Annotated in this window: 18 protein-coding genes; 8 read left to right on the top strand and 10 right to left on the bottom strand. The window is 73.2% G+C overall.

What is annotated here, in order from left to right:
- Window positions 1–95: 95 nt before the first annotated feature.
- Together typA and IE294_RS38285 are read right to left on the bottom strand one after the other, a co-directional pair.
- Entirely contained in the window at window positions 96–2,003 is a 1,908-nt protein-coding gene (typA, locus tag IE294_RS38290) for a translational GTPase TypA (protein ID WP_189818102.1), read from the bottom strand.
- Window positions 2,004–2,176: 173 nt separating this feature from the next.
- The gene (locus IE294_RS38285) at window positions 2,177–4,504 is read right to left on the bottom strand and encodes an ABC transporter family substrate-binding protein (RefSeq protein ID WP_229917754.1); all 2,328 of its coding nucleotides are present in this window, start codon (window positions 4,502–4,504) and stop codon (window positions 2,177–2,179) included.
- Between the two features lie 313 nt (window positions 4,505–4,817).
- Between IE294_RS38285 and IE294_RS38280 the strand changes: the two genes are divergently transcribed.
- From IE294_RS38280 to IE294_RS38265, 4 genes are read left to right on the top strand one after another with little or no spacing between them, the layout of a single operon-like run.
- A complete protein-coding gene (locus IE294_RS38280; protein WP_014674766.1) occupies window positions 4,818–5,102 on the top strand; it encodes an Rv0250c family protein in 285 nt (94 codons plus the stop codon).
- Between the two features lie 28 nt (window positions 5,103–5,130).
- Window positions 5,131–5,952, top strand: a complete 822-nt coding sequence (sdhC, locus tag IE294_RS38275; RefSeq protein ID WP_189893910.1) for a succinate dehydrogenase subunit SdhC — start codon at window positions 5,131–5,133, stop codon at window positions 5,950–5,952.
- Between the two features lie 22 nt (window positions 5,953–5,974).
- Entirely contained in the window at window positions 5,975–7,930 is a 1,956-nt protein-coding gene (locus tag IE294_RS38270; protein ID WP_189893908.1) for a fumarate reductase/succinate dehydrogenase flavoprotein subunit, read from the top strand.
- The gene (locus IE294_RS38265; protein WP_189893907.1) at window positions 7,927–8,700 is read left to right on the top strand and encodes a succinate dehydrogenase/fumarate reductase iron-sulfur subunit; all 774 of its coding nucleotides are present in this window, start codon (window positions 7,927–7,929) and stop codon (window positions 8,698–8,700) included. Before IE294_RS38270 ends, IE294_RS38265 begins: the two co-directional genes overlap by 4 nt.
- Here the strand turns inward: IE294_RS38265 and IE294_RS38260 are convergent.
- Window positions 8,678–9,976 (bottom strand): glycoside hydrolase family 18 protein, encoded by a 1,299-nt coding sequence (locus tag IE294_RS38260; RefSeq protein WP_229917752.1) that lies wholly within the window; start codon window positions 9,974–9,976, stop codon window positions 8,678–8,680. The genes IE294_RS38265 and IE294_RS38260 overlap by 23 nt on opposite strands.
- 81 nt (window positions 9,977–10,057) lie before the next feature.
- On the opposite strand from IE294_RS38260, the gene IE294_RS38255 reads away from it, so the two are divergent.
- Window positions 10,058–11,683, top strand: a complete 1,626-nt coding sequence (locus IE294_RS38255; RefSeq protein WP_189893905.1) for a hypothetical protein — start codon at window positions 10,058–10,060, stop codon at window positions 11,681–11,683.
- Window positions 11,684–11,748: 65 nt separating this feature from the next.
- Here the strand turns inward: IE294_RS38255 and IE294_RS38250 are convergent, their stop codons facing one another.
- From IE294_RS38250 to IE294_RS38225, 6 genes are all read right to left on the bottom strand, one after another.
- Window positions 11,749–14,337, bottom strand: a complete 2,589-nt coding sequence (locus IE294_RS38250; RefSeq protein ID WP_189893903.1) for a SpoIIE family protein phosphatase — start codon at window positions 14,335–14,337, stop codon at window positions 11,749–11,751.
- Between the two features lie 271 nt (window positions 14,338–14,608).
- Window positions 14,609–15,037, bottom strand: coding sequence for an ATP-binding protein (locus IE294_RS38245; protein ID WP_014674759.1), 429 nt, complete (start codon window positions 15,035–15,037; stop codon window positions 14,609–14,611).
- Window positions 15,038–15,149: 112 nt separating this feature from the next.
- On the bottom strand, window positions 15,150–15,575 hold the full coding sequence (locus IE294_RS38240) for a (deoxy)nucleoside triphosphate pyrophosphohydrolase (RefSeq protein ID WP_189893901.1): 426 nt from the start codon (window positions 15,573–15,575) through the stop codon (window positions 15,150–15,152).
- Window positions 15,576–15,605: 30 nt separating this feature from the next.
- Entirely contained in the window at window positions 15,606–15,797 is a 192-nt protein-coding gene (locus IE294_RS38235; protein ID WP_189893932.1) for an SPOR domain-containing protein, read from the bottom strand.
- Between the two features lie 375 nt (window positions 15,798–16,172).
- Window positions 16,173–16,925 (bottom strand): GntR family transcriptional regulator, encoded by a 753-nt coding sequence (locus IE294_RS38230; RefSeq protein ID WP_189893899.1) that lies wholly within the window; start codon window positions 16,923–16,925, stop codon window positions 16,173–16,175.
- Window positions 16,926–17,074: 149 nt separating this feature from the next.
- Window positions 17,075–18,268, bottom strand: a complete 1,194-nt coding sequence (locus IE294_RS38225) for a DUF4190 domain-containing protein (protein ID WP_373315922.1) — start codon at window positions 18,266–18,268, stop codon at window positions 17,075–17,077.
- Between the two features lie 112 nt (window positions 18,269–18,380).
- On the opposite strand from IE294_RS38225, the gene IE294_RS38220 reads away from it, so the two are divergent.
- The 3 genes from IE294_RS38220 (at window position 18,381) to IE294_RS38210 (ending at window position 20,386) form a co-directional block, all read left to right on the top strand.
- Window positions 18,381–19,598: a serpin family protein gene (locus IE294_RS38220; protein WP_189893897.1), complete on the top strand. Its 1,218-nt coding sequence runs from the start codon at window positions 18,381–18,383 to the stop codon at window positions 19,596–19,598.
- 125 nt (window positions 19,599–19,723) lie between these two features.
- Complete coding sequence (locus IE294_RS38215) at window positions 19,724–20,092, top strand: alpha/beta fold hydrolase (protein WP_189893895.1); 369 nt, start codon at window positions 19,724–19,726, stop codon at window positions 20,090–20,092.
- Window positions 20,093–20,221: 129 nt separating this feature from the next.
- Window positions 20,222–20,386, top strand: a complete 165-nt coding sequence (locus IE294_RS38210; protein WP_189893893.1) for a hypothetical protein — start codon at window positions 20,222–20,224, stop codon at window positions 20,384–20,386.
- Between the two features lie 53 nt (window positions 20,387–20,439).
- Here IE294_RS38210 and IE294_RS38205 read toward each other — a convergent pair whose 3' ends face one another.
- Window positions 20,440–23,463: an AfsR/SARP family transcriptional regulator gene (locus IE294_RS38205; protein ID WP_306433507.1), complete on the bottom strand. Its 3,024-nt coding sequence runs from the start codon at window positions 23,461–23,463 to the stop codon at window positions 20,440–20,442.
- Window positions 23,464–23,893 lie beyond the last annotated feature (430 nt).

Raw genomic sequence — 23,893 nt, 5'->3', positions numbered from 1 at the left:
ATCTCCGCATGTCGGACATGGGGCGCCCGAAAACAGGTTGCAAAAAGCCCGGGTTCCCCCACCGTGGGGGGAACCCGGGCTCAGATGGCCGGGAATCAGCCGTGCTTGGCGCGGCTCGCGGCACGCGCCCGCTCCCGCTGGTCGAGCACGACCTTGCGGATGCGAACGGCCTCCGGGGTCACCTCGACGCACTCGTCGTCGCGGCAGAACTCCAGCGACTGCTCCAGCGACAGCTTGCGCGGCGGAACGATCGACTCGGTCACATCCGCCGTCGAGGACCGCATGTTAGTGAGCTTCTTCTCCTTGGTGATGTTGACGTCCATGTCGTCGGAGCGGGAGTTCTCGCCGACGATCATGCCCTCGTACACCTCGGTGCCCGGCTCCACGAAGAGCACGCCGCGCTCCTGAAGGTTCGTCATCGCGAACGCGGTGACGGCACCGGAGCGGTCGGCGACCAGGGAGCCGTTGTTCCGGGTCTGGAGCGGGCCGGCCCACGGCTCGAAGCCCTCGTGGATGGAGTGGGCGATGCCCGTGCCACGGGTCTGCGTCAGGAACTCGGTACGGAAGCCGATCAGGCCACGGGAGGGGACGACCCACTCCATGCGGACCCAGCCGGAGCCGTGGTTGGACATGTTGTCCATGCGGCCCTTGCGCACGCCCATGAGCTGGGTGACGGCACCCATGTGCTCCTCGGGCACGTCGATCGTCATGCGCTCCATCGGCTCGTACGTCTTGCCGTCGACGTCCTTGGTGACGACCTGCGGCTTGCCGACGGTCAGCTCGTAGCCCTCGCGGCGCATGGTCTCGACCAGGATGGCGAGCGCCAGCTCACCACGGCCCTGCACCTCCCAGGCGTCCGGGCGCTCGGTCTCCAGGACACGGAGGCTGACGTTACCGATCAGCTCGCGGTCCAGGCGGTCCTTGACCTGGCGGGCGGTGACCTTGCGGTCCTTGACGGCCGCCTTCTTGTCGGCGCCCTTGCCGGTGGCGCCACGGCCGACCAGCGGGGAGGTGTTGGTGCCGATCACCATGGAGATCGCCGGCTCGTCGACCTTGATCAGGGGCAGCGCGACCGGGTTCTCCGGGTCGGCCAGCGTCTCGCCGATCATGATGTCCGGGATACCGGCCACCGCGCAGATGTCACCCGGGCCCGCCTTCTCGGCCGGCTTGCGGGTGAGCGCCTCCGTCATCATCAGCTCGGAGATGCGCACGTTGCTGACGGAGCCGTCCCGCTTGATCCAGGCGACCGTCTGGCCCTTGCGCAGCTCGCCCTGCTCGACCCGGAGCAGCGCGATACGGCCGAGGAAGTTGTCGGCGTCCAGGTTGGTGACGTGCGCCTGGAGCGGGGCGTCCTCGTCGTAGGTCGGGGCCGGGATGTGCTCCAGGATGGTGGAGAAGAACGGCTCCAGGCTGGTGGAGTCCGCCGGGACCGTGCCGTTGTCCGGCTTGGTCAGCGAGGCGATGCCGTCACGGCCACAGGCGTAGACGATCGGGAACTCGATCTGCTCCTCGTCCGCGTCCAGGTCGAGGAAGAGGTCGTAGGTCTCGTTGACGACCTCGTCGATACGGGCGTCCGGACGGTCCGTCTTGTTGATGCACAGGATGACGGGGAGCCGGGCCTGGAGCGCCTTGCGCAGCACGAAACGGGTCTGCGGCAGCGGGCCCTCGGAGGCGTCCACGAGCAGCACGACGCCGTCGACCATCGACAGGCCGCGCTCGACCTCGCCGCCGAAGTCGGCGTGGCCGGGGGTGTCGATGATGTTGATGGTGATGGGCTCCCCACCGTCCTTGGGGTGGTACTTCACCGCCGTGTTCTTGGCGAGGATCGTGATGCCCTTCTCACGCTCCAGGTCGTTCGAGTCCATGACGCGGTCGTCGACCTGGTCGAGCTGGTGGGCGGCGAAGGCGCCGGCCTGCTTCAGCATCCCGTCGACGATGGTGGTCTTGCCGTGGTCGACGTGGGCGACGATGGCGACGTTGCGAATGTCGTGGCGCGTGGCCATAGTGTGGCGTACTCCCGGAGTGTGCGGACTGCCCTGCGCGTACGTCCGTGTCGCGCGGGCCCTGCCGGGCTGGACACGCCACGGCCTCACCCCATGGTACGTGGCCGCTGCCGCGGGAGCTCGCCGGGATACGACGGCGCAGCTCAGGCCGCCCCCCACGCCCCCGGCGGCGGCTATTTGGCCGGGCTCGGCGAAACCTTCGCCCCCTTCTTCAAAAAGCCCATGTCCTCGTAGACCGGCGTCCGGAAGCCGAAGGCCCCGGCGTTCACCACGTTCTTGTGGGCCCCCACCAGCTGGGGCCGCTGGTAGAGCGGGATCGAGGCGGCGGCGGCCCAGATGCGGGCGTCGGCCTTGCGGATCAGGGAACGCGCCTCGCCCTCGTCCAGTGTGGTCGCGGCCTGGTCGAAGAGCTGGTCGACCTGGTCCGTGCCGACCCGCGTGTAGTTCTGCTCGACGTTCACCGAGCCGTCCGCCGCCGCGACCGGCTTGGCGTAGATGGGCCGGGCGTCCGTCGCCGGGAACGCGGAGGACGGCCAGGAGTACAGGGCGAGGTCGTAGTCGCCGGCGGCGATGTGGTCCTTGAAGTAGCTCTCGTCGGAGACCTTCGTGATCGTCGTGCGGATGCCGACCTGCTCCAGCATCGCGGAGATCCGCTCGGCGACCGAGTTCAGCGTCTGTGAGCCCGACCCGGAGGGCAGGACGAAGCGCAGCGCGAGCGGCTTGCCGTCCTTCGCGAGCGGTCCGGCGGGCGCGGCGGCCGGGGCGGCCGTGCCCTGGGGGGCGTAGGCGCCGGGCGCGCCGCCGTGCTTGCCCTCCCGCACGAGGTGCTGGTCGGGGTGCTCGTGCTGGTCGCCGGCGGACTCGTGGTGCTTGCCCTTGCCGTCGCGGTCCGGACCGCCGTGGCTCCCGCCGCCGGCCTGGCTCCCGCCGTCGCCGGGCCCGTCGTCGCGGCCCTTCTCGTCGTCGTCCTCCCCGACGATGTACTCGCCGTCCTTGCCGCCGTTCGACACGTCCTCGGCGGGGCGCTCGGGGCCGGCCGCCTTCTCGGGCTTCTTCTGCTCCTTGAGCGGGCCGCCGCGCACCCAGCCGGCGTCGGCGAGCAGCGCCTGCGCCTCCTTGGCGTCCTGGCCGCCGATCGCGCCGCTGGCGTCGGCGTAGGCGGCCTGCCCGGACAGGGCGAGGTGGCTGCCGACGGGCACGGCGGGCAGCCCCAGCGGGGTGAGCACCAGCCGGGCCAGCTCCACGCGGTCCAGGGCGCGGGCGACGGCCCGTCGGACCCGGTCGTCGGCGAGGGGACCGGTGGAGCCGTTGAGGGCGAGCTGGGTGTAGGCGGGCTCCAGGGACTTGCGGACCTCGACGTCCCGCAGCGCCTGCTGCTGCTCCAGGTACCGGGTGATGGCCTTGCGCAGCTTGTTCTTGCCGGCGTGCACCTGGTCGGAGTCGAAGCCGTGCGCGAGCGCCCAGTCGCGCAACTTCTTCGCGGAGGTCTTGCCCCCGGCGCCCTGGAGCGGGGTGCCGGTGCCCTTCTCGCGGCCCGCGAGCCCGATCCGCTGGGCGTCGGCGGAGTCGATCTCGGCGAGGTCCACGCTGCCGTCGGCGAGGGCGGCGGCCCGCTTGTCGCGCGACACGGCGTGCAGCACGATCTCGTTCAGCTTGGCGGGCTTGCCCCACCAGCGCGGGTTGCGGGTGAGGACGACGTCCTTCTTGGCGGTGTCGACCTTCGTGACCTTGAAGGGCCCGGCGGTGACCTTCAGCTTGCGCCGGGCGCCGTCGTTGAAGGCGTCCGGGGTGCCCGTGACGTCCTTCGGGTACAGCGGGGAGAACAGCGACTTCCAGTCGGCGTAGGGGCGGGAGAAGGTCACCCGGACCTGGAGGTCGCTGGCGCCGCGCTCGATCTTGGCGATGCGGTCGTAGCCGGCGTTGCGAGCGGTCCAGAAGGCGCTGTTCTTGCCGGACAGGGCGCGCCACTGGGCGACGAAGTCGGCGGCGCCGATCTCCCGGCCGTCGGTCCAGACGGCCTGCTGGTTCAGCTTGTACAGCACGACCTGGCGCGGCTCGGTCTCGATGACCTTGGCCGATTCCAGGTAGGCCGGGTTGGGCACCGGCCGTCCGGCGGCGTCCAGCCGGAACATGGACGGCAGCACGGCCTGGGCGACGCGGCTGGTGCCGGCGTCGGCGTCGGCCTGGAAGGTGTTCAGGGTCTCCGGTACGGCGTCCACGGCCCACTTCAGGGTGCCGCCGTCGGCGACCTTGTCGCGGGTGACGAGAGCGATGTCCTGCGGTGCGAGGGGGGTGCCGGCCTCGTCGTCCTCGCCGCAGCCGGCGAGGAGGGGGACGGCGAGGGCGCTCGCGCCGAGGAAGACGAGGGCGCGCTGCACGTGCCGGGACCGGCCGCCGGCCGCCCGCGGGTGCGTCGTGGCTGGTCGCGCCCCGCGGCGGAGCCGCCCGTCGAGGGAGCCTCGCGCCCCTGTGGGGGGCTGCCCAACGCCGTCGTAGGACATCTCTGCTACCTCCAGGAAGCCACGGGCCTTATGCTCGCATTTGTCGGTATATGGAGCTGATCACGTTTGGCGGTATATGGAGCTGATCAGATCTATGCGGCCACTGAAGAGGAAAGGATCCGGCCACGGTGGGCGACACGGCGACGACGGCCGGCAAGCCCACCCGTGCGGCGCAACACACCGGGCGGTGCATCCGTGCGCCTCGGCCAATCGCTGCACATCCCTTCACACCGGCGTGCGTGAGGCGCAACACTCCAAGGCGCATGAACGTTGCCGCCCATGACCGCCGGACCCGCGGAAGCGAGGGCAAGTCATGTCCGTGCACGACGACATCAACGCCGTCCAGCGCTGCCTCGACGACCTCAACCGGTCGGTGAGCCGCCTGGAACACCAGCTCGGCAGCGCTCTGGAGATACGCCGGGTCCGCCTGGACGCCGACCACCTGCGTGAGAGCGTGGCACTGCTGCGGGAGGCCGCCGCCCCGGCCACGCCACGCCGGCCCGACCTCGTCACCATCTCCGACGCGCCGTACGACATCAGCCTGTGGACGGACTCGGACGACGAGGGCCTGGGCGCCCGCGACCGCCGCGCCCCCTGACACTCCCCCGAACCGACCGGAGTCCCCCTTGGCCACTGGTACGGAACCCCGACAGAACAGCGGTGGCGTACGCACCCGTACGCGCGCCGCGATCGCCGCCCCGCACCTGCGGACCGACCGCTGGTGGCTGGCGCCCGCCGCCACCGCGGCCGGCCTGCTGGCCTTCGTCGTGTACTCGACCTGGCGGGCCTTCGCGAACGCCCACTACTACGCCGCCCCGTACGTCTCGCCGTTCTACTCGCCGTGCCTGGCGGAGAACTGCCGGACCATGCGCGCCGGGCCCAACGCCGACCTCTTCGGGAGCTGGTGGGGCATCTCCCCCGCCGTCATCATCCTGATCTTCCCGCTCGGCTTCCGGCTGACCTGCTACTACTACCGCAAGGCGTACTACCGCGCCTTCTGGGCGTCCCCGCCCGCCTGCGCGGTGGCCGAGCCGCACCGGACGTACACCGGCGAGACCCGCTTCCCGCTGATCCTCCAGAACATCCACCGGTACTTCTTCTACGCCGCCCTGCTGGTGGCCGGCGTGCTGACGTACGACACCGTGCTGGCCTTCCGGGACGAGCACTACCGGTGGGGGCACATGGGCCTGGGCACCCTGGTCTTCCTCGCCAACATCCTGCTGATCTGGGCGTACACCCTCTCGTGCCACTCCTGCCGGCACATCGTCGGCGGCAAGCTCAAGCACTTCTCCCGGCACCCCGTGCGCTACCGCGCCTGGCAGTTCGTCGGCCGGCTCAACGCCCGCCACATGCAGCTCGCCTGGGCCTCGCTGCTCAGCGTGGCGCTCGCCGACTTCTACGTCTACCTGGTCGCGTCCGGGGTCTTCGACGATCCGCGCTTCTTCTAGAGATCCAGTGAGGGACTGACTGATGTCCGTGGTCGACCGGCAGGAGTGGGACGTCGTCGTGGTCGGCGCCGGGGGCGCGGGCCTCCGCGCGGCGATCGAGGCGCGCGAGCGGGGCGCCCGTACGGCGGTGATCTGCAAGTCGCTGTTCGGCAAGGCGCACACGGTGATGGCCGAGGGCGGCATCGCGGCGGCGATGGCCAACGCCAACGAGCACGACACCTGGCAGGTCCACTTCCGCGACACCATGCGCGGCGGCAAGTTCCTCAACCAGTGGCGGATGGCCGAACTGCACGCGCGCGAGGCCCCGGAGCGGGTGTGGGAGCTGGAGACCTGGGGCGCGCTGTTCGACCGTACGAAGGACGGCCGCATCTCGCAGCGGAACTTCGGCGGGCACGAGTACCCGCGCCTGGCCCACGTGGGCGACCGTACGGGCCTGGAGCTGATCCGCACGCTCCAGCAGAAGATCGTCGCGCTCCAGCAGGAGGACTTCCAGGAGACCGGGGACTACGAGTCCCGGCTGAAGGTCTTCCAGGAGTGCACGGTCACCCGGATCCTCAAGGACACCGCGTCCGACGGCGGCTCCGCCGCGGACCGCGTGAGCGGCGTCTTCGCCTACGACCGTGAGACCGGCCGCTTCTTCGTCCTCCAGGCGCCGGCCGTGGTCCTCGCGACCGGCGGCATCGGCAAGTCCTTCAAGGTCACGTCCAACTCGTGGGAGTACACGGGCGACGGCCACGCGCTGGCGCTGCTGGCCGGCGCCCCGCTGCTCAACATGGAGTTCGTGCAGTTCCACCCGACCGGCATGGTCTGGCCGCCGTCGGTGAAGGGCATCCTCGTCACCGAGTCGGTGCGCGGGGACGGCGGGGTGCTCCGGAACTCCGAGGGCAAGCGGTTCATGTTCGACTACATCCCGGAGGTCTTCAAGGAGAAGTACGCCGAGTCGGAGGAGGAGGCCGACCGGTGGTACGAGGACCCCGACCACAACCGCCGGCCGCCCGAACTCCTCCCCCGCGACGAGGTCGCCCGCGCGATCAACGCCGAGGTGAAGGCGGGCCGGGGCTCCCCGCACGGCGGGGTCTTCCTGGACGTGTCGACCCGGATGCCCGCCGAGGTGGTCCGGCGCCGGCTGCCGTCCATGTACCACCAGTTCAAGGAGCTGGCGGACGTCGACATCACCGCGGAGGCGATGGAGGTCGGGCCGACCTGCCACTACGTGATGGGCGGCATCGCCGTCGACTCCGACACGGCGGCGGCGCGCGGGGTGCCCGGGCTGTACGCGGCCGGTGAGGTGGCCGGCGGCATGCACGGCTCCAACCGGCTCGGCGGCAACTCCCTCTCCGACCTGCTGGTGTTCGGGCGCCGGGCCGGCCGGCACGCGGCGCAGTACGCGCGGGCACTGGCCCACCGGCGCCCGCCCGTGGACGACGCCCAGGTCGGCGCGGCGTCGGCGGAGGCGCTGCGGCCGTTCTCCGCCGGGGCGGAGGGCGAGGCGGGCCCGCCGGAGAACCCGTACACCCTGCACCAGGAACTCCAGCAGGCGATGAACGACCTGGTCGGCATCATCCGCCGCGAGGGCGAGATGGAGCAGGCCCTGCACAAGCTGGCCGAGCTGCGGGTGCGGGCCGGGCGGGCCGGCGTCGAGGGCCACCGCCAGTTCAATCCCGGCTGGCACCTCGCCCTGGACCTCAGGAACATGCTGCTGGTCAGCGAGTGCGTGGCCCGCGCCGCGCTGGAGCGCACCGAGTCGCGCGGCGGGCACACCCGCGAGGACCATCCCCGGATGGACCGGGCCTGGCGCAACGTGAACCTGCTGTGCACCCTCGCCGACCCCGCCGGCGGCCTCGCGGCGACCGACCCGGCCCGCGGCCAGATCCGCCTCACCCGCGAGACCACCGAACCCATCCGCCCGGACCTGCTCGCCCTCTTCGAGAAGGAGGAGCTGGTCAAGTACCTCGCCGAAGAGGAGCTGTACGAGTGAGCAGCTACGAAGCCCGCTTCCAGGTCTGGCGGGGCGACGAACAGGGCGGCGGCCTGGAGGACTTCACGGTCGAGGTGAACGACGGCGAGGTGGTCCTGGACATCGTCCACCGCCTCCAGGCCACCCAGGCGCCCGACCTCGCCGTGCGCTGGAACTGCAAGGCGGGCAAGTGCGGTTCGTGCTCGGCGGAGGTCAACGGCCGCCCCCGGCTGCTGTGCATGACCCGCATGTCGGTCTTCGACCGCGCGGAGACGATCACGATCACCCCGCTGCGCGCCTTCCCGGTGATCCGGGACCTGGTGACGGACGTCGGGTTCAACTACCACAAGGCGCGCGAGGTCCCGGCCTTCGTGCCGCCCCCCGGTCTCGGCCCCGGCGAGTACCGCATGTTCCAGGAGGACGTGGACCGCCCGCAGGAGTTCCGCAAGTGCATCGAGTGCTTCCTGTGCCAGAACACCTGCCATGTGGTGCGGGACCACGAGGAGAACAAGCAGGCATTCGCCGGCCCGCGCTACCTGATGCGCGTCGCCGAACTCGACATGCACCCGCTGGACGCGGCAGCAGAGACCGGCCTGGACCGCGGACGCACCGCCCAGGACGACCACGGCCTCGGCTACTGCAACATCACCAAGTGCTGCACCGAGGTCTGCCCCGAGGACATCAAGATCACCGACAACGCCCTGATCCCGCTGAAGGAACGCGCGGTGGACCGCAAGTACGACCCGCTGGTCTGGCTGGGTTCGAAGATCAGAAGGCGGTCGGGGGCGTAGCCACCCAGTCCTCCCGGTACGCCCGCCAGTCCGCCTCGGTGGCCGCGAAGTCCACGTAGAGGGCGACGCCGAAGCGGGCCCGGCCGGCGTCCGTGCGGCTCAGCCCGAGGCGGACCCCGCGGACGGCGGCCGGGACGGTCTCGGCGCGCGCCCGGTGACCGAACCGGTTCTCGTGGTAGAAGGGCAGGCCCATCAGCAGGTCGGTGCTCTCGGGGGTGACCTCCAGGGCGAGGCTGGTCTGCTGGGCCACATAGCCGCCGTACAGGCTCTCCAGCGGCTGCATGGTGTCGTACGACATGACGGCGATCTGGTCCACCCGGCGGGCCACCTGCCCGAAGTACGCCTGCGACCACCACTTGGGGTGGCCGGTGGTCGTGCCCCAGAAGGAGTGGAAGGCGGGCAGCGGGTCGATCTGGTGGGCCGCGACGGAGAGGACGGCGCCCCGGGCGTGGGTGAGGTCGCGCAGGTCGTCGAGGAGGGACAGGTAGTCGCGGTCGCCGGAGTGGAGCGGTTCCAGGTCGACGTGGGTGCCCTCGAAACCGGCGGCGAGGATCTGCCGGGCGGAGGCGACGACCGCCGCCCGGGTCGCGGCGCGCTCCAGGCGCAGGCCGTCCGGGCTCTCACTGGCCAGCTTGTCGCCGAGCCAGGCCTGCACGCGGACGCCGGGGAGTTCCCGGTGGACGGCCGCGATCAGCCGGCGGGCCTTCGGGTACGCCGACGCCGGAAGGGTCCCGTCGTGTTCGAGCGGCCCCGCGTGGACGTACAGATCGCGGATCCCCGTGCCCCTCAGCCGGCGGGCGAGGGCCTCGACGTCCCGGTCGGTCCTGCGTCCGTCCACCCAGGCATGCCCGAGCCAGAGAGCGTCCTGGTGCCGGGTGCGGGTGCCGGGGGCCGGAGCGCCGGTGTAGTTGAGGCGGAGGGCCGTCTCGGCGGTGAGGAGGGGGAGCAGGAGGAGGGCGAGGAGGCCGGCGGCGATCCGGAGGAGGCGGCGTGTGCGGGGGCGGACGCGGGGGCGGGGGGCGGTCCGGGGTCCGGCGTCGTCCGGGTGGGGGCGGTCCTGCTGGACGCGGTCCGGCGCCGGGCGCTCTTCGCCGGTCGGGGTGCCGCCGGGAGGGACGCCGTCGGTATCGGCGTCGTCGGTATGGACGTCGACGGTATCGCCGTCCTCGGTATGGACGTCCTGGGTCCGTATGTCCTCGGCCCGGACGTCCTCGGCCCGGACGTCCTCGGTCCGGATGTCATCGGTCCGGATGTCATCGGTCCGGTTCTCGTCCATTCCGCCCCCCCTGTCCGCCTGGTCCCCCACCCGTATCCATCCCGCTCGCGGAGCCGTCTACCTGCCCATACGCTCCGAAATGTGACGTCCTCCCTGTTCCGGGGCCGGCCCCGGCGGGCCACCGCGCACATATGGGTGCGGATGGCGCATGCCGTGCTGGGCGCCCTGGTGGGAGCCGGGTGGCTGGTGTTGCCGGTGATGACGGTCGATACCCGTGATCCGGTTCCCGTGGGGCCCGCCGGCGCGGTGGCGAGCGCCGCCGCGCCGCAGCAGGGCGGCACGTCGGCCGCCGACCTCGTGCTGCCGCTCATCGCCGGGGTCGCGGCCGTGGCCCTGGCCGGATACGGCTGGCTGCGGCGCACCCGCCGGGCCCGGACCCGGACGACCCCGGGGACCGTCTCGGCGCATCCGCCCGTGCCCGCCCCGGCCGACTCCGAACGCCAGGCCCGGGCGGCACTGCGGCTGGCCGACGACTGCGTACGGACCAGCCGGGAGGAACTGTCCTTCGTGCGGGAACGGTTCGGGGAGCAGCGGACCGAGCCGTTCACGCACGCGCTGCGGGCCGCCGGGACCGAGCTGTCGGCGGCGTTCGCCATCTGGCGGCGGTACGAGGAGGGCGTCCCGAAGGAGGCGGGCGCCCGGCGTCAGGCACTGGTCGGGGTGATCGGCCGCTGCGCGGAGGCCGGGCGCCGGCTGGACGCGCAGGCGGAGTCGCTGGACCGGTTGCGGGACCTCACGGCGGACGAGGAGGGGATGCGCGCGGCGCTGGAGGTGGCCGAGGAGCGGTTCCGGGAGCTGGCGGCGCGGACGATGGCCGCGCAGAGGACCCTGGCGGCGCTGCGGGAGCGGTACGCGCGCTCGGTCGCCGGGTCCGTCACCGGGTACGTCGAACAGGCCAAGGACCGGCTGGTGTTCGCCGGCGCCCGGCTGAACGAGGCCCGGCAGTCCGCCGATGTGGGCGAGACACGGCGGGCCGCGTGGCAGTTGCGCGCGGGCGAGGGCGCGGTGGCCCAGGCGGGGGTGCTGGTGGGCGGGGTGGAGCGGCTCGCGGCCCAGGTACGGGAGGCGGCCGGACTGGTACCGGCCACGCTGACCGGCGCGGAGGCGGAGCTGGCGGCGGCCCGGCGCACCTCACCGGCACCGGGTGAGCCGGAGGCCCGGCCGGCGCCCGCCGACGAGGGGCCGGCGGTGGTCCGGCGTGGGACCGGGCGGGGCTCGCCGGCCTCGGGTGAACCGGCTGCCCGGTCGGCCCACGTCGACGGGGTGTTGGCGGTGGTCCGTGAGGAGCTGACCGGTGGGTCGTACGACCCGCTGGACGCACTGCGCCGGATCACTCGGGCCGTCGAACGGCTGACGGGGGCGCGGTCGGGGGTGCTGGGCGCGGCGGCGCTGCTCGTGGCGCGCAGTGCGGTCGCCGGGGCGGAGGAGTTCGTCGGGGTGCACCGGGGGGCGGTGGGTGCGGAGGCCCGGGCGCGGCTGGCGGAGGCGGTACGCGAGCTGGGCGCGGGCAACACGGGGTGCGCCGACGTCGTGGCCGGGGAGGCGCGGAGGCTGGCCGACCGGGATGTCCGGGCCCACGGCACCGAGGGGGACGCGACCGGCCCCGCCGGTGCGGTGCTGGGCGGCGTCCTCCTCGGAGAGGACCCGGACGGCGGCCCCCCGCCCGCGTTCGGCGGCCCACGGACCCGCTCCCGGCTGCACAGGTAGGGCCGCCGTCCGAAGACGCCCCACACCGGCACCGGCGGCTGGGACCTCCTCCAGGCGGGCCGGGGTCAGAACAGGCTCAGCAGCGCCTGCGCCGGGTCGGTGAGGCTGCCCTCCCCGCCGGGCAGCGGCAACTCGAACCAGACCGTCTTGCCGCGAGGCGTCCGCCGGGAGCCCCAGGCCGCGCTGAGCAGCCCGACCAGCTGGAGTCCGCGTCCGCCCTCGTCGGTGTCCCGGGCCCGTCGGCGCCGGGGCTGGACCAGGCCGGAGTCCCAGACCTCGCAGACCAGGGTGCGGTCCAGAAGGAGCCGTAGCCTGATGTCCCCCTCGCCGTACCGCAACGCGTTCGTCACCAGCTCGCTGACCAGCAGTTCCGTCGTGTCGACCAGCGGCTCCAGATCCCAGGAGAGCAACTGTCCGCGGGCGTACTCCCGGGCCCGGCCCACACTGCGCGGCTCGCGCGGCAGCGTCCAGTCGCCGACGGACTCGGCGGGCAGCCCCTGCACCCGGGCCATCAGCAGGGCGATGTCGTCCTCGCCGTGGTGGGTGTCGAGGGTGTTGAGGACGTGGTCGCAGACGTCCTCCAGGGGCCGGCAGGGGTCGGTGAGCGCGCCGACGAAGGCCTGGAGCCCCTCGTCCAGCGGGTGGTCGCGGGATTCGACCAGGCCGTCCGTGTAGAGCGCGAGCAGCGCGCCCTCGGGGAGTTCGACCTCGACCTCCTCGAACGGCTCGCCGCCCACGCCCAGCGGCATGCCGGGCGGCACGTCGAGCATCAGCGCCGTCTCACCGGGCTCGACCAGCACCGGCGGCAGATGCCCGGCGTTGGCGAACGTACAGCGTCTGGTGACGGAGTCGTACACGGCGTACACACAGGTCGCGAGGTACACCTCGGAGAGGTCCGCGTCCCGGGGCTGACGGGCCGTACGGGTCGCCTGCTGGACGCCGCCCGGCGTGCCGAGGCCCCGCGCGATCTCGTCCAACGCCGAGAGCACTTCAGCCGGTTCCAGGTCCAGCAGGGCCAGCGTGCGTACGGCGGTGCGGAGTTCGCCCATCGCCACCGCCGCCCTGAGGCCCCGGCCCATGACGTCCCCGACCACCAACGCCGTGCGGTGACCCGGCAGTTCGATGACGTCGAACCAGTCGCCGCCCACCTCCGTCGCCGCGTTGCCGGGCAGATAGCGGCAGGCGATGTCCAGTCCGGAAGCCTCGGGGTCGCCGGGTGGGAGCAGGGAGCGTTGCAGTATCAACGCCCGTTCGTGTTCGCGGCGGTACAGGCGCGCGTTGTCGATGCAGACGGCGGCCCGTGCGGCCAGTTCGACCGCGAGGTCCCGGTCGCGGTCGCCGAACGGCTCGCTGCCCTTCGTCCGGGCGAACTGGGCGAGTCCCACGACGGTGTCGTGGGCGACCATCGGCACCGCAAGCGTGGACTGCACGAGACCGCCCTCCTCGGCGGGCACGCGCTGCGGACGGGCGGTGCGCAGGGCGTCCGCGCAGGGGGAGGTGAACGGGAAGTGGTGCACCGCGCCGACCTCGACGGATTTCCCGGAACTGCCGAAGGGCGCACCGGAGACGGCGCTGGCGAAGGCGACGCGGCGCAGTTCGGCGCTGCCGTCGGCGAGGCCGGGCGGGGTCTCGTCGCCGGTCAGCAGGCCCTGGTAGAGGTCGACGGTGGCGAGGTCGCAGAAGCCGGGGACGACGACGTCGAGGAGTTCGCGGGCCGTGGTCTCCAGGTCGAGGGAGTTCCCTATGCGGGCACCGGCCTCGTTGAGCAGGGCGAGGTTGCGCCGGGCGGCGGCGGCCTCGCGGGCGGCGGCGCGCCGGGAGGTGATGTCGGTGCCGAGCCAGGCGACGCCGATGGGCCGGCCGCTGCCGCTGTGCACGCGGTAGAGGTTGACCGACCAGTGCCGGCGCTCCTCGGAGCCCGGGACGAAGCCGGTGACGTGCATGTCGGTGATGGACTCGCCGCTCTCCAGCACCCGGCGCAGCGTGGCCGAGACCCGCTCGGCCTCACCGCGCGGCAGGTAGTCGTGAACTCCCTTGCCCCGGTGGTCGTCCGGGGTGCCGCCGAAGACGGAAACGAACCGCAGGTTGACGCGGCGCACCCGCAGGTCCGGGTCGATCAGCAGGAATCCGAAAGGGGATTGACCGAAAATTGCCTGCGAGGCGGCGAGGTCGGTCTCGATGCTGCGCAGCGTGCGGACGTCCACGACGATGCACACGGCGGCCTTGTCGCCCTCTGCGGTGCGCGTCGGCATGACGTACACCTCGGCCAGGCCCTCCTCGCCGCGCGTGCCGTCCGGCCGGTCCGGCATCCGGAACGGCACCACTCCGGTCCACTCGCGCCCGTCGAGGATTTCGGCCATCTTCCGCTGGCCGCGCTCGCGCAGGTCGGGATCGACGAAGGCATCTATCGGGTCCATGCCGACGGCGCGTGCGGCGGGGATGCCGAAGAGCTGCTCGGCGCGCAGGCTCCACTGGTCGACCAGCCCGCCGGGACTGATGGAGAAGGACGCGACCTTGATGTAGTCGTAGATGGAACCGGGCGGACTGCTCTGCCACATGGCGTCACCGGGTGCCGCGGCGGCCTCCACGGCATGCCTCCTCGCGCCGTCCGACGGGTCCTCGGACTCCGTGGCCTTCGCTGGTATCTCGCTCACGCGAACCGTCCCCTCCAGCTCACCGCGTCCGGCACCGGTCACCGGGGGCGGCTGCCCGCAGTATCCAGCACTACGGCGCCGCACGACACGGTGTTCACGATCACAGCTCGGTCCAGGTGCTTTTTGGACCGGTCCGTGACAACACTTCCACTCTTCTAACCAGGGAACACACCGCCGAATCACACACCGCCGGACCACGTGCGCCCCCGGCGCGCACGACGGACGGCACGCTGTCGGCCGTACACCCCGTGCCCCTGCGCATGCCGTGCCGTCACCCGGGCACCGCCAGTTCGAACCAGACGGTCTTTCCGCTCGCGCCGGGCCGGGTTCCCCAGTCGAGCGAGGAGCCGGCGACCAGTTGGAGACCGCGTCCGCTCTCGTCCTCGGGGTGGGCGACGCGTTCGCGCGGCAGGTCGGGGAGCGGGTCGGAGACCTCGACGCGCAGCGTGCGGTCGAGCCCGGCGGGGCGGACGAGCCGTACGCCGATGGGGCCGGTGGCGTGCCGCAGCGAGTTGGTGACCAGCTCACTGACCAGCAGCGCGGCCAGGTCGGCGACGCAGTCGAGGTGCCAGCCGTGCAGCTGGGACCGGACGGCCGCGCGGGCGCTGCGCACGGCGCCCGGTTCCGCGGGAAACGTCCACTCGGCGCAGTCGCCATCGGTGTCGATCACGCCGATCACTTCCCAGGCCAGCGAGCCCACCCATGTCCGGTTTCATGGGGTTAATGGGCACATACCCGATATCCGGGTCGCAGTACCGCGTGTGAGGGCGCACTGTGGCACGAACGGGCGCGCTCCACTCGGGGCCGTGCACCTACGCCCCGCGCCCGATCGAGGCCGCCACCTCCCGGACCGCCGGGACGTCCTGGTCGAGCCAGTCGACCTCCCAGATCCGGTCCGGCGTCAGCCAGCGCAGCTCGTCATGGTCCTGGAGGGGCTGGGGCAGGGGCGAGCCGGGGCGCAGGCGGGCGGTCCACACATGGAGGACGTACGGCGTCCGCAGCGGCCATGTACCGGGCACGCGGTCGACCGGCTCGGCGTCGACGCCCAGTTCCTCGCGCAGCTCACGCACCAGCGCGTCCTCGGGCCGCTCCCCCGCCTCGACCTTGCCGCCGGGCAGCTCCCAGCGCCCGGCCAGGTCGGCGGGCGCGCTGCGGCGCGCGGCCAGCAGCCTGCCGCCGTCGAACAGGGCGGCTCCCACCACCACGATCCGTTCCGCCTCGGGGGTCGTACGCGTCATGGAGCGGAGCCTACGGGAGCACGCGACCGGTCAGTTCTGCGCGCCGTCCCCGTTCTGCCCGATGCGCTCGACCCAGTAGAGCTGTTTGTGCCCCCGGTCGTCGAGGCTGTCGGCGATCTTCTGCGCCTCCGCGCGGGTCGCGTACCGGCCGACGCGGTAGCGATTGCCGTTGTCGTCCTGCCGTATCACGATCCAGGGCAGGGACACCGTGCCCTCACCCATGGCCCCCACCGCCCGCGCTCCTTCTCGCACCGCCCCGCCCTCCCCCGGGCCCGGGCCCCCGCCGGGCCCCGTCTAAGGAAACCGCAATCCGCATATGCCCGAGCGTACGCCCAACCTTCACGCTGCGAATACGGCTTTTCACAAAGAGGTACGCATCGAGCCAGAACGCCGGGGGCGCACGGGACCGAACGCGCCGTCGGGAACGCGGCCGTCCCGGGTCGGCGGCCTGCCGGAGACACCCCGGACCACCTGCGAAAACGGCCGGATTGCTGCGCCTCGGGCGGCGTCGGCGGGGGCGGGGCGGCGCCCGTGCCGGCCCGGGCGGCGCACCGGGGTGTGCGCTACCTCACGCGGAGGGCCGCCCGGAGGGGGCGTTCACTTGACCGGCAGGTGGTAGGCGACCCGGTAGCGGTCGGCCGGGATGACCACGTCGGCGGTCTCCACCGGGCGCCCGGAGGCGAAGTAGGTGCGCTGCACGACCAGGACCACGTGCCCGGGGACACCGCCGAGCAGATGCAGTTCCTCGGCGAGGCCGGGGCGGGCGCCGACCTCCTCGGTGACGTTGTCCACGATGACGTCGATGGCCCGCATGCGCTCGACCACGCCCATCCCGCCGAGCGGCCCCTCCTCGGGCAGCATCACCGGGGTGCGGCCGGTGACGGCGAGGGGTTCCCAGGAGGTGGAGAGCATCATCGGCTCGCCGGCCTCCCGGAACAGGTACTTGGTGCGCATGACCCGGTCGCCGGTCTGGATCGCGAGCCGCTCGGCGATGGCCGCGCCGGCCTCGGTCTGCGCGCTGCTGGACTCCCAGGTGCCCCGCACCGAGGCGTCGGCCTGCTCCTGCCGGAACGGGGTGGCGCCGCCGGCCGGGCGGTATCCGGAGCGGGCGACCCGCCGGGGCACGGGCCGCTCGCGCACGTACGTGCCCGAGCCGGAGCGGCCCTCGACCAGGCCCTCGGCCATCAGCACCTTGCGGGCCTCCAGCGCGACCGTGTCCGAGACGCCGTACTCCTCGCGGATGCGGGCCTGCGAGGGCAGGCGGGTATGGGGCGGCAGCGAACCGTCGACGATCTTCTTGCGGAGATCACCCGCGACACGCAGGTACGCCGGCTGCTCACCGAAAGCCACTGGCCGCTCCCATCAGGTTGTACAGACAGCTACAGCGTGGCAACCGTGGGTTGAGCCGTGCAAGCAAAGGCCAGAGAATCACTCGATGTGATGACAGAGGTCCGGGGAGGGCTTTACTCAGGCGCTTTCTGCCCCGTATAGGCGCGCTCTCACACCTGGACGCTCGCGTCCGATCCGTCGTCGCCGGCCGGCACGGTGGTGGCGAGCCCCAGGGCCCTGCGCACGGGGACCCCCCGGGACGGGTCGATGAGGTCGGAGCCGGTGTCGTAGTGCTCGTAGAAGGCGTCCGCGTCACCGGCCCGCGCGGCCTTCGCCCACTGCGCGCGCGCCTTGTCCAGGTCGGCGGCGAGCGCGGCCACGGGCCCGCGGGCACCGGCGGGCCAGTCGTGGGCGCGCAGCATCCGGGCCTGTTCGCCCAGCGCGGCCGACACCCGGCCCGCCCAGGCCCGGTGCCCCGGCAGGTCGTCCTCGACGTACTCCTCCTCGGGAGCGGTGTCCAGGGCGGCGTTGAGGACGTGTGCGGCCTTCAGGTAGGCGACCTGGTCGGCGTCGAGGACGGTCTCGTCGTTGCGCAGCGACCCGGTCAGGTCCTCGCCCTCGGCGGTGTTGCCGAACACGCAGGTGATCTCGCGGTCCCCGGCGGCCCAGCTGTCCTCGGTCGGCGTCAGGTAGTACACGTCGACGTCCCGCGGGACCGCCCAGCCGTCCATCGCGTAACTGTCCCGGAGGTTCCAGCAGCGCTCGTCGGCGGCGTCGCCGACCGCGTCGTCCCCGGGGTAGGAGCCGCCGGGGAGCGTGACGGTCGCGAACACCTCGCCGTCGTGCGCGCCGGCGCAGGACACCCTGTCCACGTCGTACGTGTCACCGCCCAGCGCGCCCCCCGGCGTGTCGAAGCACTCGCCCTCGGCCAGCGCGAGGGTCCTGCCGCCGCGTGCGCCGTCCTCGAACCCGTGCCACAGCGCCGAGGCGCCGCCCGTCGCGATCAGCACCGCCCACAGCACGAGCCCGGCCCCGGACAGCACCGCGCCGCCCACGGCCAGCCCCGTGCCGCGCTCGCCGCGCCGGCGGATCTGGCGCAGCCCGGCCAGCCCGAGCACCAGCCCCACCCCGGGCAGGCAGCACAGCACCCCGAGCACCAGGGAGGCGATGGCGAGGCCGTTGACCGGCGCCGGGTGGTTGTAGGGGTGGTAGCCCTGCGACCACGACTGGTAGGCGGGCAACCCCGGGGAGCCGCCCGGCTCTCGGGGGTACGGCGACGGGCCGTACGGCTCCGCCGCCCGCGGCCGGGGTGGCTGGTACGGCTCTTGCGGCTGGTGGGGGCCGGGAGGCGGGGGGAGGGACACCGGTACCGTGCTCCTGGATCGGGCGGCGGCGGCACAGGGGACCGGCGGCCGGCCGGCGGCTGGACGGACGTACGACTGGCCGCATGGTAAGCGTGAGCGGAACGGGGGCGGAATGCGGGTGGAGACGAGCACGGTGGCCGGGGAGACCGTCCGGCGAGTGAACGGGCTGACGGCCCGGTGGGCACAGGCCCTGAACGGCGAGGGCTCGGTGTTCTCGGCGCCGGGCGTGTGGCCGCTGCTGGCCTTCCTGGCCGACGGCGCGGCGGGCCCGGCGCGGGCGGAACTGGCCGGCGCGCTGGGCGTGCCCGCCGAGCAGGCGGCCGGTGCCGCGCGGGAGTTGCTGGCCGGGCTGGCGGGGGTCACCGGTCTGGACGCGGCGCTCGGTCTGTGGACGCACCACGGGCTGGCCCTGCGGGAGGAGTGGCGGGCCGGGCTGCCCGCCGGGACCCACGGGGTCTTCGGGGACGACCTCGTCACCGCGCAGGAGCGGCTGGACGCCTGGGCTGCCGAGCGGACCGGCGGGCTGGTCGAGCGCATGCCGGTGACGCTGACCCGGGAGGCGCGGATGGTGCTGGCCACCGCCCTCGCGCTGCGCACCGAGTGGCGGCAGCCGTTCACGGAGCAGCCGCTGCGGCCCGGCTCCGGCCCCTGGCAGGGCCGTACCCTGCGCGGCCTGCACCGGCGCAGCGTGCGGCCGGACCGGGTGGGGGTGGCGGGCACGCCGGACGGCTTCGTCACCGCGCTGACGGTGCCCGGGGACAACGGTGTCGACGTGCATCTGGTGCTGGGCGAGGAGCGGATGAGGCCGGGTCAGGTGCTGGCGGCCGGGTTGGGGGTCGTGGAGCGCGGGCTGCCGCTGACCGGGGGCGGCGCGCTGCCGCACGGGCACGTCGGCCCCGGTCTGCACGTGGAGCAGCAGCCGGCGACCGCGCCGCAGCCGACGACGCTGGACGTGACGACGGTGGCGTACGAGGTACGGGCGGACCACGATCTGCTCGCCCTGCCCGGCCTGTTCGGCCTCGGCGCGGCGACGGACACCGCGACCGGTCACTTCCCGGGGGTGAGCCCTTACCCGTTGGCCGTCGGGGAGGCCCGCCAGTCGGCAGTGGCCCAGTTCGGCGCGCTCGGCTTCCGCGCGGCGGCGGTGACGGCGGTCATGCCGGTGCCGGCCGGCGGGGTCCCGCAGTACCGGTACGAGACGACGGTCGTCCGCGTCGCCTTCGACCGCCCCTTCGCGTTCCTGGCCACCCACCGCGAGTCCCGCCTGGTGCTGGCGGCGGGCTGGGTGACGGAACCGGCGCCGTACCCGGTGCCGTCCCCCGCTCGGTGAGGCGGCACCGGTCCTGCTGCCGACGGCGCACAGCGAGCGGGACCCGGACGGGAACGGCGTGGGAGGTGAACGGGGCCGGGTGCCGGAATTCTGACCGGGACACACGTCTGGAGAAGGAGGATGCCGTGAAGCGTCCGGAGTACAGCCCGGCCGACGACTCGGTCCTGCACCGCATCAACCAGGAACTCGCCCGCGTCGGCAGCCTGGCGCCCCGGGGGACGCGGGCACTGCCGGAGGGTACCGAGTTCCTGATCACCACGGTCACCGAGAGCGGCATGCACCAGGTCGTCGCCGTGGACGCCCGGCGGCACGGCAGTGCGGAGCCGTCGCCGGCCACCCCGGACGAACAGGTCGAACTCCGTTCGGTGGTACGGGCCCTGCTGGACATGGCCGGACACAGCTCGGGGACGGTCCGCACGTCGGTGGTCCTGCTCGCGGAGGGCCCGCGGGTGGTGGCGTGCACCGGACTGGTCCCCGCCCCGCCGAAGCCGTAGCCGTAGCCGGGCGGGGGTGCCGTTCCCGTGGGGGCCGTGGTTCCCGGTATCGCGGGAGGAACGGTCCGGGAACGGCTCACAGCAGCATCAGTGGTGTCGAGAACAGGACATCACAAGGGGGGCAAGACGATGCGTGACAAGCTGGCGGGTCTGTTCGGGATGGTCGCGATGGCGCTGGTGTTCGCACTGGGCGCGGCGGTCCAGCACGACGCGGCGGCCGACCGGCCGGCCGGGCACCATGTGACCGCCGAGAACCAGGGCCCGACCGTCATCACCGCGTCCTCCGCCGGCTGACCACCGCCTCCCGCACGACAGGACCCGGTGCGGGAGCCGCACGCCGCGGCGCCTCAGCGGCTCCGGCCGATCTCGGGTACGCCCATCGTGTCGAAGAGCCCGGCGGCGGCCCCGGCGTGCTGCCGGGCCGCCGCGTGGTCGCCGAGGGCCTCGCAGGCCCGCGCCAGGCCGGCCAGGGCGTGGGCCTCCTCGATCCGGTAACCGATGCCCGAAGCGGTCTTCAGGGCACTGGTGTGCAGGTGGAGCGCCTTGGCGGGATCGCCCTGCCGGGTGCACAGCCGGCCGAGTATGTTCTCCGTCTTCACCTGCCGGATCGGCACCACGCTCGACCGGACGAGTTCCAGGGCGTGGTCCGCGAGGCGCGCGGCGTCGGCCGTGTCGCCCAGGCGGTGCTGGACGTCGGCCGACAGGGCGAGCAGGACGCCGACGTTGCCGGGGTCGTGGGTCTGGTCGCCGATGCGCCGGGCCCGTTCGAGGCACTGCTGGGCCTCGGTGTACTCCTCCAGGCCCAGCAGCGCGAGGGCGAGGTCGGTGACGGACACGATCTCGTTCTCGCGGTTGCCGAGTCGCCGGTCGAGTTCGACGGCCCGCCGTGCCGCCTCCACCGCCTCCGGATACCGGCCCCACTGCTCGTACAGGGTGCTGAGAATGGTCAGGCTCTCGGACTCCGAGCGCGCGTTCCCCAGTTCCCGGCCGAGGTCGACGGCCCGGACCAGGTGCGGCAGGGCCTCGTCGAACCGGCCGAGCACACTGTTGAGCAGGCCGAGGGTGGACTCCGAGTGGGCCTCGGTGTCCCGGTCACCGAGTTCGGTGGCCACCTCCAGCGCCTCCCGGGCCACTTCCACGCCCTCCTCGAAGCGACCCAGCTTCCAGCAGGCGACCCCCAGGTTGGACAGGCTCACCGCGAGCAGCACCAGATCGCCGAGCCGGCGGGCGACGTCGACCGCGCTGCGGCTCAGGTCGCGGAACTCGCTGATGTGGCCGCGGGCGTTGAGGTAGAAGACCACGTCGCGGGTCAGCCACACCGCGTGGCGGTCGTGACCGTGCGTCCGGGCCAGGGCGACGGCGCCGCTGAGCGCGGTGTGTTCCCGCGTGAACCAGGTCAGGGCCCGGTGGGCGTCACCCAGGTCCGGCAGCTCCGCCCCGGTGGCCGGCAGACCGGTCGGACGGCGGCGCCGCCCGGGGAAGAGGACGTCACAGGCCCGCTCGGTGGCCGTGAGGTAGTAGGCGAGCAGCCGCCCGACCGCGGCGTGGTCCTCCTGCTCCGTGGCCGGTCCGCGCAGGCTGAGCGCGAAGCTGCGCACGAGGTCGTGGAAGGCGTACAGGCCCACGTCCGGCTGCTGGAGCAGGTGGACGTCGAGCATGTGCTCAAGGATGTCCTCGGCGTCACGGGTGTCCGTGCCCAGGAGGGCCGCGGCCGAGTGGACGTCGATGTCGGAGCCGGGGTGCAGCGCCAGCAGCCGGAAGGCGACGCGGGACTCCGCCGCCATCGTCTGGTACGACAGGCGCAGGGTGGCCGCCACGCTCCGTTCGCCCAGGCTCAGTTCGTCGAGCCGGCGCGTCTCGTCGCACAGCCGGTCCACCAGGTAGCCGACCGTCCAGCGCGGCCGGTTGCGCAGCCGGGCGGTGGCGATCCGCAGGGCGAGCGGCAGATGGCCGCAGAGCCGGGCCAGCTCGGCCGACGCCTCGGGTTCCGCCGCGACCCGCTCGGCGCCGAGCGTCTTCGACACCAGCAGCACGCTGTCGTCGCCGGACATGACGTCGAGCGAGGTCCAGTGCGCCCCGTCGAGGTCCAGCAGCCGGCTGCGGCTCGTCACCAGGACCAGGCAGCCCGGGGACGGGGGCATGAGGAGGCGGACATCGGCCGCGTCGACCGCGTTGTCGAGCAGCAGGAGCAGCCGCCGGCCCGTCAGCGCGGCCCGCCAGGCGGCGGTCCGGCCCTCCAGGTCGTCGGGGATCTGGTCGCCGGGGATGCCGAGCGCGCGCAGCAGGGTGGCGAGCGCCGCAGCCGAGGTCACGGGCTGCTCGCCCGGTGTGTAGCCGCGCAGGTTGATGTAGAGCCGGCCATCGGGGTACTCGTCGGCCAGCCGGTGCGCGACGCGCACGGCCAGGGCCGTCTTGCCGCAGCCGCCCATGCCGTCGATGGCGACGATCCCGGGCGCGGAGGCGACGGACCGCTGTGCGCAGTCGAGCAGCTCGCGCTGTTCACGGTCGCGGCCGGAGAAGTCGGCCAGGTCGTAGGGCAGGGTGCACGGTGCCTGGGCCGGCACCGGCGCGGCCGGTGCGGGGGGCGAGGGCGGCTCCGGGGCGGCCAGGTCGGGGCTCTCCCGGAGGATCCCCTCGTAGACCTGGGTGAGTTGCTGGCCCGGGTCGATGCCCAGCTCCTCCACCAGCAGGTCCCGGACCCGGGCGTACTCCTCCAGTGCCTCCGCCTGCCGGCTGGAGCGGTACAGCGCGAGCATCAGCTGCCGGCGCAGGTTCTCCCGCAGCGGGTACTTCGCCGTCAGGTCGCGCAGGTCGGCGACGAGTTCGGCGGCCTGGCCGAGGCCGAGGCACAGCTCGAAGAGCTGCTCCGCGGCGGCGAGGCGGCGCTCGTCCAGCGCGGCGGCAGCGGCGGAGATCACCGGGCCGGCGACATCGGAGAGGACGGGTCCGCGCCACAGTTCCAGGGCGGTCCGCAGTGCCTCGACCGCCTGGGCCGTCCGGTCCTGTTCGGCGGCGGCCCTGGCCCGGCGGACCAGAACGGTGAACTCGGTCAGGTCGAGCTGGTCCTCGAGGACGGCGACGCGGTAGCCGGGGCCGTCGGTGATGACGACCTGGCTCCCGCCGGGTATGCGGCGCCGCAGGTCGGCCACCGCCTTGCGGACCTGGTGCGACGCGGTGGCCGGAGGCTCCTCCTCCCACGCCGCCTCGACGAGCCGCGAGACGGGAACGAGCCTGCCCGGCTCAAGCAGCAGGGTGGCGAGCACCCGCTCCTGGACCAGTCCGCCGAGTCTCAGCCGGGTTTCCCCCGTCCAGACCTCCAGCGGCCCCAGCACGTTGAAGCGCAGCCGGTCTTCGGCATGTTGTCCCAGCAAGCTTCTCCCCCTTGATTGCGTCCTCCCGCGCCGCCCCGGCCGGCCGGGGCGGCGCGACCAGGCGCGCGGACACCGGCGGCAGCGCCGGAACGCGCTCCCGAAGGGCACCACCGAGGCACAGTCGGTCCCCGCCCGACGGGTCCCCCAGCGGACCGGACAGCACACGGGACGGGCCGTGCGCCGTCCTCGTCCGGTGCGCGCGGGCACCGGCCGGGCCCCACGCCCGACGGGCACGGCGAACCGGCAGGACACTGCGGGACTCGGCAGCCGCACTGCCCGCGGCGTTCGTCACGCCGTTCCGCACACGCTCGGCCGCCATCGGCTCCCCAACCCCCCGTGCCCCCGGTTCACCCGGCGGGCCCCCAAACCCACGGAAGCATAACGCCTGGCGGCGCGAAGACCCCGTGCCGTGCACGGCCTTCCGTCCGGG

This window comes from Streptomyces canarius (genome assembly GCF_014650735.1).
Taxonomy (GTDB): domain Bacteria; phylum Actinomycetota; class Actinomycetes; order Streptomycetales; family Streptomycetaceae; genus Streptomyces; species Streptomyces olivaceoviridis.
This window is presented reverse-complemented; position numbering and strand designations above follow the sequence as displayed.

What these genes read in the sequence shown, in the direction of transcription:
- typA (WP_189818102.1), bottom strand. Translation starts at nt 2,003, where the DNA reads ATGGCCACGCGCCACGACATTCGCAACGTCGCCATCGTCGCCCACGTC.
- IE294_RS38285 (WP_229917754.1), bottom strand. Translation starts at nt 4,504, where the DNA reads ATGTCCTACGACGGCGTTGGGCAGCCCCCCACAGGGGCGCGAGGCTCC.
- IE294_RS38280 (WP_014674766.1), top strand. Translation starts at nt 4,818, where the DNA reads ATGTCCGTGCACGACGACATCAACGCCGTCCAGCGCTGCCTCGACGAC.
- IE294_RS38270 (WP_189893908.1), top strand. Translation starts at nt 5,975, where the DNA reads ATGTCCGTGGTCGACCGGCAGGAGTGGGACGTCGTCGTGGTCGGCGCC.
- IE294_RS38260 (WP_229917752.1), bottom strand. Translation starts at nt 9,976, where the DNA reads ATGGACGAGAACCGGACCGATGACATCCGGACCGATGACATCCGGACC.
- IE294_RS38240 (WP_189893901.1), bottom strand. Translation starts at nt 15,575, where the DNA reads ATGACGCGTACGACCCCCGAGGCGGAACGGATCGTGGTGGTGGGAGCC.
- IE294_RS38235 (WP_189893932.1), bottom strand. Translation starts at nt 15,797, where the DNA reads ATGGGTGAGGGCACGGTGTCCCTGCCCTGGATCGTGATACGGCAGGAC.
- IE294_RS38220 (WP_189893897.1), top strand. Translation starts at nt 18,381, where the DNA reads ATGCGGGTGGAGACGAGCACGGTGGCCGGGGAGACCGTCCGGCGAGTG.
- IE294_RS38210 (WP_189893893.1), top strand. Translation starts at nt 20,222, where the DNA reads ATGCGTGACAAGCTGGCGGGTCTGTTCGGGATGGTCGCGATGGCGCTG.